Annotated in this window: 11 protein-coding genes; 6 read left to right on the plus strand and 5 right to left on the minus strand. The window is 58.2% G+C overall.

Going from position 1 to position 12999, the window contains the following annotated elements; all coding sequences use genetic code 11:
* Positions 1-7 precede the first annotated feature (7 nt).
* Complete coding sequence (locus AC2FLO_RS04680; protein WP_496751585.1) at positions 8-1033, plus strand: patatin-like phospholipase family protein; 1026 nt, start codon at positions 8-10, stop codon at positions 1031-1033.
* On the opposite strand, the gene AC2FLO_RS04685 is transcribed toward AC2FLO_RS04680, so the two are convergent.
* From AC2FLO_RS04685 to AC2FLO_RS04695, 3 genes are all read right to left on the minus strand, one after another.
* Positions 1034-1714: a DUF502 domain-containing protein gene (locus AC2FLO_RS04685; protein WP_267365243.1), complete on the minus strand. Its 681-nt coding sequence runs from the start codon at positions 1712-1714 to the stop codon at positions 1034-1036.
* 65 nt (positions 1715-1779) lie between these two features.
* The gene (locus AC2FLO_RS04690; protein WP_496751587.1) at positions 1780-2691 is read right to left on the minus strand and encodes a pseudouridine-5'-phosphate glycosidase; all 912 of its coding nucleotides are present in this window, start codon (positions 2689-2691) and stop codon (positions 1780-1782) included.
* Positions 2688-3581 carry a PfkB family carbohydrate kinase gene (locus AC2FLO_RS04695; RefSeq protein WP_496751975.1) on the minus strand — a complete coding sequence of 298 codons (894 nt, stop codon included), beginning with the start codon at positions 3579-3581 and terminating at the stop codon, positions 2688-2690. The genes AC2FLO_RS04690 and AC2FLO_RS04695 overlap by 4 nt, the downstream gene beginning before the upstream one ends.
* Positions 3582-3751: 170 nt before the next feature.
* Between AC2FLO_RS04695 and AC2FLO_RS04700 the strand changes: the two genes are divergently transcribed.
* Positions 3752-4894 (plus strand): HupE/UreJ family protein, encoded by a 1143-nt coding sequence (locus AC2FLO_RS04700; protein WP_480584537.1) that lies wholly within the window; start codon positions 3752-3754, stop codon positions 4892-4894.
* Here the strand turns inward: AC2FLO_RS04700 and AC2FLO_RS04705 are convergent.
* A complete protein-coding gene (locus AC2FLO_RS04705; RefSeq protein WP_496751589.1) occupies positions 4891-5511 on the minus strand; it encodes a thiamine phosphate synthase in 621 nt (206 codons plus the stop codon). The genes AC2FLO_RS04700 and AC2FLO_RS04705 overlap by 4 nt on opposite strands.
* A 154-nt stretch (positions 5512-5665) precedes the next feature.
* On the opposite strand from AC2FLO_RS04705, the gene AC2FLO_RS04710 reads away from it, so the two are divergent.
* The 4 genes from AC2FLO_RS04710 to yghX all read left to right on the plus strand — a co-directional run bounded on the left by AC2FLO_RS04710 (position 5666) and on the right by yghX (position 10048).
* Positions 5666-6409, plus strand: coding sequence for an RNA methyltransferase (locus AC2FLO_RS04710; protein ID WP_496751591.1), 744 nt, complete (start codon positions 5666-5668; stop codon positions 6407-6409).
* Between the two features lie 59 nt (positions 6410-6468).
* Positions 6469-7614 carry a heme A synthase gene (gene ctaA / locus AC2FLO_RS04715; RefSeq protein ID WP_496751593.1) on the plus strand — a complete coding sequence of 382 codons (1146 nt, stop codon included), beginning with the start codon at positions 6469-6471 and terminating at the stop codon, positions 7612-7614.
* A 4-nt stretch (positions 7615-7618) separates the two neighbouring features.
* Positions 7619-9088, plus strand: a complete 1470-nt coding sequence (locus AC2FLO_RS04720) for a carboxypeptidase M32 (RefSeq protein WP_496751595.1) — start codon at positions 7619-7621, stop codon at positions 9086-9088.
* 63 nt (positions 9089-9151) lie between these two features.
* Positions 9152-10048: a YghX family hydrolase gene (gene yghX / locus AC2FLO_RS04725; RefSeq protein ID WP_480584531.1), complete on the plus strand. Its 897-nt coding sequence runs from the start codon at positions 9152-9154 to the stop codon at positions 10046-10048.
* 42 nt (positions 10049-10090) lie between these two features.
* Here the strand turns inward: yghX and gyrA are convergent, their stop codons facing one another.
* Positions 10091-12811, minus strand: a complete 2721-nt coding sequence (gene gyrA / locus AC2FLO_RS04730; RefSeq protein ID WP_267366490.1) for a DNA gyrase subunit A — start codon at positions 12809-12811, stop codon at positions 10091-10093.
* Positions 12812-12999: the final 188 nt, after the last annotated feature.

Genomic DNA, 12999 nt, shown 5'->3' on the forward strand with positions numbered 1-12999 from the left:
GAGGGCGGTGATACGGATCAATCTGGCTTTGCAGGGCGGCGGTGCGCATGGGGCATTCACCTGGGGTGTGCTTGACCGACTGCTGGATGAGGAAGACATCGAGGTTGCCGCGATCACCGGAACATCCGCCGGTGCGTTGAATGGTGCGGCGTTCAAATCGGGGATGGTTCATTCAGGACGTGAGGGTGCGCGCGCGCAGCTGGACGGGCTTTGGAGGCGTATGGGTGCGATTGGAGATATGCGTATAGCCAATTGGTTTCGCGGGTTGGAACCGGCCGCAATCGCGCAGGCGATGGAATATTCGGTGCCGTTTTCAATCGGTGATGCCTGGTCGCGGATGGTGTCGCCTTATGCCTATGGTCCATTCTACAGCAATCCGCTGGAGCCGGTGGTGGACAGGTTCAATTTTGCGGAAGTATGCGCCGATGCGGGACCCCGCCTGTTTGTGTGCGCCACCTGCGTGAGAAGTGGGAAAATCCGCGTCTTTACTGGCGAGGAGGTCTCGACAGATGCCATTCTGGCTTCGGCTTGCCTGCCGACCCTGTTCAAGGCAGTCGAGATATTTGATCCAAATACTAACCGGGTCGAAGCCTACTGGGATGGCGGTTATACTGGTAATCCGGCGCTCTATCCGCTGTTCAACAATGATCTGCCGGATGACGTAGTGATCGTGAATATCAACCCGTTGGAGCGCGACGCGGTGCCGGTCACATCGCAGCAGATCCAGAACCGGATCAACGAGATCAGCTTCAACTCCTCCCTGTTTCGCGAATTGCGGGCAATCAGTTTTGTTCAGCGGCTTCTGAAAGAGGGCAAGCTGAAGGCCGGGGACATGAGCCGCGTTCTGGTGCATATGATTGCGGATAACGAGTTGATGAGCAGCCTGTCTGTTGCCACCAAAACCGTGCCCAACCCGGTTATTTTGCACAAGCTGAAACAGGCGGGGCGGGCGGCAGCGGATCGTTTTCTGACCAAGCACAAGAGTGATCTGGGCCAGACCAGTACAGTCGATCTGCCGACCATGTTCGGTTAATCACTCGGGCGGTTGCGTAGGGTCTTTTTCGTTGGGATAAACGAGCCCGGCCGAGATCACCAGTTTCGCGGCATCCTCAATTGTCATGTCCAACAAAATTACGTCTTCCGCCGGGAAAAACAGCAAAAATCCCGAGGTCGGGTTGGGCGTGGTCGGAACAAAGACGCTGAGCAGCTCTCCTCCGGTCTCTGCGCGTTTGCTGATTTCGCCCCTGGCGGTTGTCGAGACGAACCCAATGGCCCAGATTCCGCGGCGGGGGTACTGGATCAGGCATGCCTTTTCAAAGGAGCGTTCGGTTTGGGCAAATACGGTTTCCGAGATCTGTTTGATTCCCGAATAGATCGAGCGGACGACCGGCATCCGATCTACCACGCTTTCGGCGAACAGGATCAGGGACCGGCCCAGAATGCCTTTGGCGATCCACCCTACAATCACGGTAAAGATCAGGAAGATCACGACGCCCACACCGCGCAGGTTGATACCAACGTATTGTTCCGGTTGGAACTGATGAGGCACCAGTGGCAAAACGGCACTGTCGATCCAGCCGACTACCGACCAAATCAGCCAAACCGTCAGCCAGACCGGTGCAATGACAACGAGGCCGGTCAGGAAAGATGCGCGCAGCCGTGCCAGCATGCCAGGGCGGCGATGATGCGGTTCTTCGTCGAACGGTGTATTCATCTTGGTTCCGAGTGGTTATCGGGATTTAGGTAGTCAATCGGTATCCATGGCACAATAGGCTTGCGTTATCCCTGTTCTGCCAGTGCCCGTGCAATCGCCGCAGCAAGGCGCGCATTGTTGCGCACGAGGGCAATGTTGGCGGTCAGCGAACGTCCTTCGGTCTTTTCAAAGATACGTTGTAGCAGATAGGGCGTCACATCTTTTCCGGTGATCCGATGCGCATCTGCATCAGCCTGTGCCTCGGCGATGATGGGGGCCAGTATTTCGGCAGGGATCTGATCCCCGATCGGGATCGGGTTGGCCACCAGCTGCCCGCCGGGCAGGCCCAATGCGCGACGCGTTGCATGGGCCTTGGCGATAGCTTCAGGAGTGTCCATGCGCAGGGGGGCAGCATAGGGTGATTTTGCAGACCAGAAGGCAGGAAACGCATCCTGACCATGGGCGATGACAGGCACCCCCAGCGTTTCCAGAACCTCAAGAGTTTTGGCCAGATCAAGGATGGCCTTGGCCCCGGCTGCGACGACGGTGACTGGTGTATGGCCAAGTTCGTGCAGATCAGCCGAGATGTCGAACGTGGTTTCGGCGCCTTGATGCACGCCGCCGATGCCGCCGGTGGCAAATACCTCGATCCCGGCATAATGCGCGGCGATCATGGTGGCGGCGACGGTTGTGGCTCCGGTACCACCGGTCGAAATGCAGGCCGCCATATCCGCGCGCGAGATTTTGGCAACGCCTTGCGCCTGACCCAGCCATTGCAACTGGTCAGGCTCGAGCCCCACGTGCAATTTGCCTTCAATCACCGCCATGGTCGCCGGAACCGCCCCCGCATCGCGGATGTCCTGTTCGACCTGCGCCGCAACTTCCACGTTTTGCGGGTAGGGCATGCCATGGGTGATGATGGTGCTTTCCAGCGCAACGATGGGATGACCCGCGTCCTTGGCGGCGCGGACCTCGGCTGAATATTGAATGTCAATCACAGTGGGGTTTCTCCGGAAACGTAGGTTGCTGCGGCATGCAGAGCGCGGGTCAGAGCCTCATCACTCGATGCGCCGCCGGATTCTGAGGCGATATGAGCCGCCATGAAGGTATCCCCGGCGCCGGTCACACGGGTGACCAGAACGGAGGGGGGTGTTTGGGTCAGAATTTCGTCCGAACTGCCGATCGTGGCCGAGCTGCCGCCATCGGTGACCAGCACGCGCAGTGCGCCACGATCCAGAAGGCCCTTTGCGGCAGAATCAGAATCGGTGAATTCACGCTGGCACAATATTCCTGCTTCTTCGAGGTTCACATAAAGCGTGGCGCGGGCATGTTTCAGGAAGGGCAATAGGCGCTCGGCCTTACCGGGCGAGGCCGGGGCAACACGCAGATCGGCACGGGCAAATGCAGGGCTTTGGGCGATTTCTTCCAGCAGGTTCAGGGTCAGGTTGCCGTCAAGCGCAATGGGCCCCTCAAAGGGCGTGTTTTCATAGCCAAGCGGGCCGTGCATCAGCGGACGCAGTATCTTAGCGCCAGCGGCTTCCAGCGAATGCGCGTCGGCAATGGCCGCGATCAACCCGTTGGCACCTTCGACGGCCATATATCGGTCGGTCGGCAGGTCCTGCGAGCGATAGATGTGATCCGTGATCATACCGAGACGGGAACAGGCATGAATCAGTTCGTCGCCCTCGGGGTCGCGGCCAATGGCGGTCAGCAGGGTTGGTGTCATACCAAAACGCACCAGCGTCATGGCTATGTTCATCGCAACACCACCCGGCAGGCGGGTAATCCGGCCAGGCACGTCCGAGCCTTGCCGCATGGCACTGGCCGATCGTCCGATCACGTCCCACAGGACCGAACCGATACACAGGATATTACTGTTCTGAACCATAAAGGACGTCATGCCGCAGCGGTGATGCCCATGCAAGTCAGAACGTTACCGCAATCAGAGATTTACGGTGCACAGGTCCGATATGCCCTTTGGGCTTGCGATCTACGGCCTTCGCGGGAACAATCGATAGCAATGATTGGTGATTTGATTTTCCTGTTGGAGCTTTTCGTATGAATGGCCCTGTTTTCCGCGCCATCTTTCGAACCCTCAAAACCTGTGCCCTGAGTTTTTTTGTTCTTGTAGCTATGCATCCCGGATCCGGCAGAGCGCAATCCGCCCCGCCGACCGTCGTTGATTTCTGGGTCAAGTCCGACACTTTGTTTCTAGAGTTGAAATGGAATGCCGAGGCCATGTTAACCGGGAACAATCCCGCGCAGCCCGCTGCGTTTTCCGACGATCCAAACTACAAATCCTTGCGGCGACTGGTTTCCTCTGAGCTGGAACCCCAGATCAGAGAGTTCGTTCAGCTCTGGAAACATAATCTTGTCGTGGAGGCACCAGAGCGATTGAGTTTGTCTTATGAAGGTGTGCGTATTCCTGTTGTGGGAGAAACGGAGAAAGTGCGGGTTTCCAAACTGTTACTGACTGCTCCTTTGCCCGATCAGGCGTCAAACTTGCGTCTGATCTGGCCGTCAGAAAGCGGACCCATCGTTCTGCGACAGCAAAATGTCGCGGCGCCATACACCGGGTATTTGGCTGCCGGTGAAGCCAGCCCGCTGATCCCCTTGCAAGGCGGGGCGTCTCTGACAACGCAACAAACATTGCAGACATATTTCACAAAAGGGGTCGATCAGTTTCTCCGAAACCCGATTAAGCCATCCATTCTTGTTTTGGCGCTAGTGTTTCTGTCTTTGAAATTGCGCCCAGTGGTATCTCAACTGGTGTTCCTGTCAGCGGGCGCGCTGATCGGGCTTGGGCTGGGTTTGCATGGCGTATTGGATGCAGGAAAAGTGAGCGAGGCCCCGGTTCTGGTGGCTTCGACCATCGTTCTGGCGCTGTGGAACCTGGTTGCCCGGCGATTGCAGGTCTGGCGTTTGCTGGCCGTTCTCGCCATTGGCGGTCTTCAAGGTCTGGTATTTGCGTCGGCCCTGATCGGCATCGGGGTGCCGCCAGATCATCTGCCTCCGGCCATCTTGGGCTTTGGCGCCGGGAATATTCTGCCGCTTGTTGTTGTAGCCTTTGCCGGGCTTGCTCTGGCGCTTTTGTTTTCTGGCGGCTCACACCGTAAACGAGGCCGGGTATCGGTTCTGGCCTCGATGCTGATTGCAGGTGCCGGTGTCTACTGGATAGTCGAGCCTTGGGTGCAGGGTTAAGGCAACGCGGCCAGCAGCGTTTTCAGTGCGCCAAGCGGATCGTCACTGCCCCAGATCTCATCGCCGATGCCAAAGAAATCGGTGCAGGGGGCCAGATCACGGATCAATTCGGGCGTCAACCCACCCTCGGCCACAACCGGAACCTCGATCATCTCTGACCACCATTGGAACAGGTCCTTTTCGGCGCGGGTTCCGTCCCTCAGTTTGGCCGAGCCGACAGGACCGAAGGCCACATAATCCGCTCCGTTTTCGCCAGCAGTCATACCATCATGGCTGGACGCGCCGCAAAAGCTTCCGACGATTGCATCAGCGCCCAGTTCCTTGCGCGCGGTGCGGACCGAGCGTGCAGCATCATCCAGGTGTACCCCGTCCAGCCCCAGACGCTGCGCCAGCAATACATGGTTCGAGATCACGATGGCCACTTCGCGCGAATGGGCGACTTCGCGACAAGCGTCCGCTGCACGGGCGATGGTATCTTCGTCGCTTCCGGCCAAAGCGAGGCGAATACAGGCAATCTCGACCCCGTCCAGCACAGTCGCCAGCTTGTTCGTGAACGTGCTCAACTCGATGGTCGGAGGCGTGATCAGGTAAATCTGCGGCTGCTCGGGGGTGTCCATGGGCGCGTCCTTCGGCTTTCAGTCTTTGGCGCGGTTTAGCGGATTGCGGCTGGGAAGCAAACTTTTATGGTCCAGAGCCTGCAAATAACGCTCCTGCGCCTTGCCCTGCAAGAGCCTGCCAATTACAGCAGGCCAAGTTTTCTTAAGGTGAGCCATGCCCAGCGACAAACTCCAGCCTTCCTTCGTGCTTGTGCGCCCGCAGATGGGTGAAAACATCGGTGCTGCTGCGCGGGCGATGTGGAACTTTGGGCTGGATCGAATGCGTATCGTGGCCCCGCGTGACGGCTGGCCGAACCCCAAAGCGGTGGCAATGTCCAGCGGTGCAGGGCGCTTGCTGGATGATGCGCAGTTGTTTGATGATCTGGCCGGGTCGCTGGTCGACAGCACGTTTGTCTTCGCCACGACAGCCCGTCAGCGGGGCTTGACCAAACCTGTCTACAGCCCAGAACACGCAATGAAGATTGCCGCCGAAAAGATTGCTGCGGGCGAGAAGGTTACCGTTCTGTTCGGCCCTGAACGCGCGGGGCTAGAGAATGAAGACATCGCCAAGGCCAACGCGATCATCTCGGTGCCGGTAAACCCGGAATATGCCTCGCTGAACCTTGGTCAATGCGTATTGCTGACCGCCTATGAGTGGATGCGCCAGACCGGGGATGTGGTGCATGAATCGACCGACCTGGGCAAAGGTGACTGGGCCACTGGGATCGAGGTCGAAAAACTTGTCGAGCACTACGAGGATAGGCTGGAGGAGGCGGGGTTTTTCTACCCTCCCGAAAAGGCCGAAGGGATGAAGGTTAACCTGCGCAACTTGTGGTCGCGGATGCGCATGACACGGGCCGATGTGCAGATGTTGCACGGGATCATGCGTCAGATGGTCCGCTGGAAGGATAAAGGCTGAGGCTGGACCTATCTTCACCCAAGCCCTAGCTTGCGACAAAATCAGGACATGAGGACAGCATGAGCGGTAGGCGCAGCATCTTCGAAGAGGTCACGGACACCAAAAAACAACAGGCGGTTCAACCCGGTATGATCGACCGGGGGCGCGGCGGCGCGCGCAATGCGATCCGCGTCTGGCTGATGATCCTGTTTGCTCTGGTCGTTGTGATGATCGCGGTTGGCGGCTTGACGCGCCTGACTGACAGCGGCCTCTCGATCACCGAATGGCGCCCGATCACCGGAGCTTTGCCGCCGATGACCGAAGCGGACTGGCAGGCAGAGTTCGACAAGTACAAGCAGATTGACCAATGGCGCATCCAAAACCAGTGGATGGAACTGGGTGATTTCAAATCCATCTATTGGTGGGAATGGGGCCATCGTCAGTTGGGCCGCATGATCGGTCTGGTCTGGGCCGCTGGATTTCTGACCTTTCTACTCACCCGCAAGATCCCGACAGGGTGGACGGGAAAGCTGATCGTTCCGGGTCTTCTTGGCGGTCTGCAGGGCGCTGTTGGTTGGTGGATGGTGGCCTCGGGCGTCACCCAGGGTGAAGGCATGACGGCTGTTGCAAGTTACCGTCTGGCAACGCATTTGGGGCTGGCTTTTGTGATCCTGGGAGCGCTGGCCTGGTACATCTTTGAACTCGGCCGGGAAGAACGTGACCTGATGCAGGCGCGCCGGGCCAAAGAGGTCAGGCTGTTTTCATTGTCCACAGGGCTGATGCACTTCGCCTTTTTACAAGTACTCATTGGCGCGCTTGTCGCTGGGATCGACGCCGGGCGGTCTTACACCGACTGGCCGCTGATGGGAGGGCAGTTGCTTCCACCGGATGCGACTATGTTGGAGCCGATGTGGCGAAACTTCTTTGAAAGCCCCGGTCTGGTACAGTTCATCCACCGGTGTGCAGGGTATCTGCTGTTCATCTTCGCCGTTGTCGTCTGGCGACGTGGCAGCGGCAGCGCGCATCCGCAGACGCGTTTTGCCTTCAACGCTGCTTTCGCCGCGCTTTCGTTACAGGTCGTCGTCGGCATCGTGACCGTGGTTTACGGCGCGCCATGGCAGGTCGCTATCTTCCACCAGTTTATGGCCGTCATCGTTTGGACGCTGATCCTGCGCGCGCGGTTCCTCACGGCTTATCCAATCGCAACATCTGTGCGCGGAGTTTAAAATTATGACCGCTTTCAATGAACTGATGACCTTTCAGCGGGAAACTTCGGCTTTGGGCCAGATCGCCGGTCGGCTTGGCTGGGATCAGGAAACCGTCATGCCGCGCGGCGCAGCGCCACAGCGCGCCGAAGAAATGGCAGCTATCGAATCTGTCCTGCACGCACGTCGTTCTGATCCTCGTGTTGCCGAATGGCTGGATCAGGCCGCGCCTCAGGATGAGGTCGGCAAGGCGCAGATGCGTGAAATCCGGCGCGCATATGATCGCGCGGTGAAGGTGCCTGCCGATCTGGCGACGGCGATTGCCCGTGTGACATCCGCTGCGCAGGGAAAGTGGGCGCAGGCGCGCGCGGACGAAGATGTCACGGTCTTTCTTCCGGTTCTGGAAGAAGTCGTGTCGCTGAAACGACAGGAAGGCGAGGCGCTGGCGCAAGGGGGCGACGTATACGACGCCATGGTCGAAGATTACGAGCCTTACACGACCAGCGCACAGATTGCGGATATCTTCGACCAGATGCGCCCACGACTGGTGGCCCTGCGCGCCGCTGTGCTGGAGCGGCCCGAGCCCGCTGCCCTGAACCGCAGTTTTGATGAGCAGACCCAGATGCGTCTGACACAAAAACTGGCGGTCGCCTTTGGCTATGACCTGAACAATGGCCGCGTGGACAAGGCGGTTCACCCGTTCAGTTCAGGCAGTGGTCTTGACGTCCGCATCACCACGCGAACCAGCGAAACAGACCCGTTCAATTGTTTCTATTCCACCATTCACGAGGTGGGCCACGCCGCCTATGAACAGGGGATCGACAGGAAATACCTGCTGACACCGCTCGGGTCTGGTGTGTCGATGGGCGTGCATGAAAGTCAAAGCCGGATCTACGAAAACCAGTTGGGTCGGTCGCGGGCCTTTACCGGTTGGTTGTTCGAACAAATGAAAGGGGCGTTCGGCGATTTCGGCATTGCCGATCCGGATGCGTTTTATGCGACGGCCAACCGCGTCCATAACGGCTATATCCGCACCGAGGCGGATGAGGTTCAATACAATCTGCACATCATGCTGCGGTTTGATCTGGAACGCGGGCTGATGGCCGGAGACTTGCAGGTCGGCGATCTGGAAGCCGCCTGGAATGATCGGTTCAAGGCAGATTTCGGTTATGCGGTCGACAAGCCCTCGAACGGTTGTTTGCAAGATGTGCATTGGTCGGTTGGCCTGTTCGGTTACTTCCCGACATACTCGCTGGGCAATGTCTATGCTGGGTGCCTCTATCAGGCTTTGCGCGGTTCAGAGCCCGATCTTGATGCGCAACTGGCTCGCGGCGACACCACCGGCGCAACCGGCTGGTTGCGCGAGCATGTGCAGCAGCATGGCGGCCTTTATGCACCGCGCGAGGTGATTGCCCGTGCTAGCGGCATCGAGCCCGGACCGGACCCATTACTAAGCTATCTTGAGACCAAGTTCGGCGCGCTCTACGATTTGTGAGTTTCCGAATTGCGGCTCAGGCGTTAGAATCGGTGCACCGATACCATCGCCTGGGAGGCAACGATGACCGGAAACGCCCGCAAAAAAGCCAGTGATTTTGATCCGCGTATCCTCGAAATATTCGACGGATATGTGCACGGCACGATGTCCAAGCGTGAGTTCATCTCAAAAGCCGGTAAATACACGGCTGCCGGAATGACAGGCGCAATGATTCTGGACCAGTTGCAACCCAATTACGCCTGGGCGCAACAGGTGGCCCCGGACGATCCCGCGATCCAAACCATGGTGGTCGCATATGACAGCCCGGATGGGCATAGCGAAACCAGCGGCCTGATGGCGATGCCGGCAAATGCCGAAGGAAAATTGCCAGCGGTACTGGTCGTGCACGAGAACCGGGGTCTAAACCCCTATATCGAGGACGTTGTGCGCCGCGCGGCCAAGGCCGGTTTTCTGGCTTTTGGACCTGATGGGTTGTCGCCCCTTGGCGGCTATCCCGGTACTGATGAAGAAGGGCGAGAAATGCAGCGCTCGATGGACCGGGAAAAACTGATGGCGGATTTCTTCGCCGCCTTTGAATTCCTTCGTGATCATGAACTTTCGACAGGCAAGGTTGGCGCTGTCGGCTTCTGCTATGGCGGAGGTGTTTGCAACGCGTTGGCCGTAGCCTATCCGGACCTTGCGGCCTCGGTGCCATTCTACGGTCGGCAACCACCAGCCGAAGATGTTCCGTCCATCGAAGCACCTCTTATGATCCACTATGCCGGTCTGGATGAGCGTATCAACGCTGGATGGCCTGCATATTCAGAGGCGTTGAAAGCCAATCAAAAGAAATTCAGCGTGCACTTCTATCCGGACGTCAATCACGGCTTTCACAACGATACGACGCCCAGATATGACGAAGCCGCGGCAAATCTGGCATGGAGCCGGACCATCGCTTTTTTCAATACCTACCTGACATGAACTGAACCCCGGGAACCGTCGAACCGGTGCCCGGGGTTACTGTCATTCTTCCTCGTCGCCCTGATCGGCGATCCACGCGACGCTGACGACTTCTTCGCCCTTGCCGGTATTGAATACCTTCACGCCACCTGCGGAACGTGAGCGGAAAGAGATACCATCGACCGGCACCCGGATAGATTGGCCTTTCGATGTGGCCAGCATGATCTGATCGTCGATCTCGACCGGGAAGGATGCAACCAAGTCCCCGCCGCGCATGGCCTTGTCCATCGCCGCCACACCCATGCCGCCACGTCCGCGCACAGGGTAGTCGTGGCTTGAACTCAACTTGCCTGCACCACCAGCGGTGATAGTAAGGATAAGGTTTTCGGCAGCCGACATCTCGGCGTATTTCTCCTGACTGAAATCGCTGCTTGCTGCGGCTTCCTCGTCTTCACCAGCGTCTTCTTCGGTAAGCCCCGCAACCGCACGCCGCATCTTGAGATAGGCCACACGATCTTCGGGTGTCGCCTCGAAATGACGGATCACGGACATCGAAACGACGCGGTCACCGTTGGTCAGCCTGATCCCTCGGACACCTGTGGATTCGCGCGAGTTGAAGACACGCACGTCAGTTGTCCGGAAGCGGATCGCGCGGCCGGAATTGGTGACCAGCATCACGTCTTCGTCTTCCGAACAGATGCGCGCATTCACCAGCTCAACGCCGTCGGGCAGCTTCATGGCAATCTTGCCGTTGCGCCGGACATTGGTGAAGTCCGACAACCGGTTACGACGCACGTCACCTGCGCTGGTGGCAAAGACGATCTGGAGGTTTTCCCATTCCTCGTCCGGTACATCCACGGGCATGATCGCGGCGATGGAAACGCCAGTTGGGATCGGAAGGATATTGACGATGGCCTTACCTTTGCCGGTGCGCCCGGATTGGGGCAAGCGCCAGGTCTTGAGCTTGTAGACCATCCCGTCCGTCGTGAAGAACAGCAGCTGTGTATGGGTGTTCGCAACGAAGAGGTTGGTCACAACATCCTCTTCCTTGGTTTGCATCCCCGACAGGCCCTTGCCACCGCGTTTCTGGGCGCGGAAATCTGCCAGCGGCGTGCGTTTGATGTACCCGCCCGAAGTGACGGTCACGACCATGTCTTCACGCTCGATCAGGTCTTCGTCTTCCATGTCACCGGACCAGTCGACGATCTCAGTGCGGCGGTCGACCGCGAACTGTTCACGCACGCTGCGCAACTCATCAGCGATGATGCTCATGATCCGTTCGCGCGAGGACAGAATATCAAGGTATTCCTTGATCTTGGCCGCCAGTTCTTCCAGCTCGTCCGTAACCTCTTTGACACCCAGTTGGGTCAGGCGTTGCAAGCGCAACTCCAGAATGGCACGGGCCTGAACCTCGGTCAGATTATAGGTGCCATCGTCATTCATCTTGGACAGAGGATCATCGATCAGGCGCAAATAGCCTTCGATGTCGGAGGCAGGCCAGCGACGGGTCATCAGTTTTTCGCGGGCCTCGGCGGCGTCCGCCGACGACCGGATCGTTGCGACCACTTCATCGACATTGGACACGGCCACAGCCAGACCACACAGGATGTGGCTGCGTTCGCGCGCCTTGCGCAGGTCATAGGCCGTACGACGGGCAACGACATCTTCACGGAAGTCGATGAACGAGGTCAGGAACCGGCGCAGGGTCAGCTGTTCGGGGCGGCCACCATTCAGCGCCAGCATATTGCAGCCAAAGGAGGTCTGCATCGGCGAAAAGCGGTAGAGCTGGTTCAGCACCACCTCGGGCGTTGCATCGCGCTTGAGCTCGACCACAACGCGCACGCCGTTGCGGTCGGATTCGTCCTGTACATGGGCCACGCCTTCGATCCGCTTCTCGCGAACCGCCTCGGCGATTTTTTCGATCATCGCGGCCTTGTTCACCTGATAGGGAATCTCGTCGACAACGATGGCATAGCGGTCCTTGCGAATTTCTTCCACTCGGGTCTTGGCGCGGATGATGACGCTGCCACGGCCCTCCAGATAGGCCTTACGCGCACCGGAACGCCCCAGCATTACGCCACCGGTTGGAAAGTCGGGGCCGGGGACGTATTCGATCAACTGTTCTGATGTAAGGTCGGGATCGTCGATCAGCGCCAGAGTCGCATCGACCACTTCGCCAAGGTTGTGCGGCGGAATGTTTGTCGCCATACCCACGGCGATACCTCCGGCACCATTGACCAGCATGTTCGGGAAACGGGCCGGCAGAACTGTCGGTTCCCGGTCCTTGCCGTCATAGTTGTCCTGAAAATCGACCGTTTCCTTTTCGATATCAGCCAACAGGGAAGCGGCTGGCTTGTCCATCCGCACTTCGGTATACCGCATAGCCGCCGGGTTGTCGCCGTCCATCGAGCCAAAGTTGCCCTGACCATCCAGCAGCGGCAGCGACATCGAGAAATCCTGCGCCATCCGCACCAGCGCGTCATAGATCGCGCTGTCACCATGCGGGTGGTACTTACCCATCACGTCGCCCACCGGGCGTGCCGATTTGCGGTACGCCTTATCGTGCGTGTTCCCCGTCTCGTGCATTGCATAAAGGATACGCCGGTGCACCGGTTTCAGCCCATCGCGCAAATCAGGGATCGCGCGGCTGACGATGACCGACATGGCATAGTCCAGATAGGACGTGCGCATTTCGGATTCGATGGAAACCGTCGGGCCGTCATAGACTGGGCGCTCGGGCGGGGTTTCATCCATGTTTTCAGGAATTTCTGGCGTATCGCTCACGTAAACTGCCCGTGTCTTGTTCTGGGTCTATATCTTGTGGGTGTATCTTATCAGACCCGGCACATAAGGTGCAAGCAAGCAGCGCCTTTACGGGGAAATTCCCCGGTAATACTCAAGTAACATATTGTTATATAAGTATTAGAAGGTTTTCGTGGTATCTTGAACAGGCCTTGTATCAAACAGGAGGT

Source organism: Ruegeria sp. TASC047 (assembly GCF_059612445.1).

Coding starts and splice junctions, on each gene's coding strand:
- AC2FLO_RS04685 (WP_267365243.1), bottom strand. CDS start 1,714: ATGAATACACCGTTCGACGAAGAACCGCATCATCGCCGCCCTGGCATG.
- AC2FLO_RS04695 (WP_496751975.1), bottom strand. CDS start 3,581: ATGGTTCAGAACAGTAATATCCTGTGTATCGGTTCGGTCCTGTGGGAC.
- AC2FLO_RS04700 (WP_480584537.1), top strand. CDS start 3,752: ATGAATGGCCCTGTTTTCCGCGCCATCTTTCGAACCCTCAAAACCTGT.
- AC2FLO_RS04705 (WP_496751589.1), bottom strand. CDS start 5,511: ATGGACACCCCCGAGCAGCCGCAGATTTACCTGATCACGCCTCCGACC.
- AC2FLO_RS04710 (WP_496751591.1), top strand. CDS start 5,666: ATGCCCAGCGACAAACTCCAGCCTTCCTTCGTGCTTGTGCGCCCGCAG.
- ctaA (WP_496751593.1), top strand. CDS start 6,469: ATGAGCGGTAGGCGCAGCATCTTCGAAGAGGTCACGGACACCAAAAAA.
- AC2FLO_RS04720 (WP_496751595.1), top strand. CDS start 7,619: ATGACCGCTTTCAATGAACTGATGACCTTTCAGCGGGAAACTTCGGCT.
- yghX (WP_480584531.1), top strand. CDS start 9,152: ATGACCGGAAACGCCCGCAAAAAAGCCAGTGATTTTGATCCGCGTATC.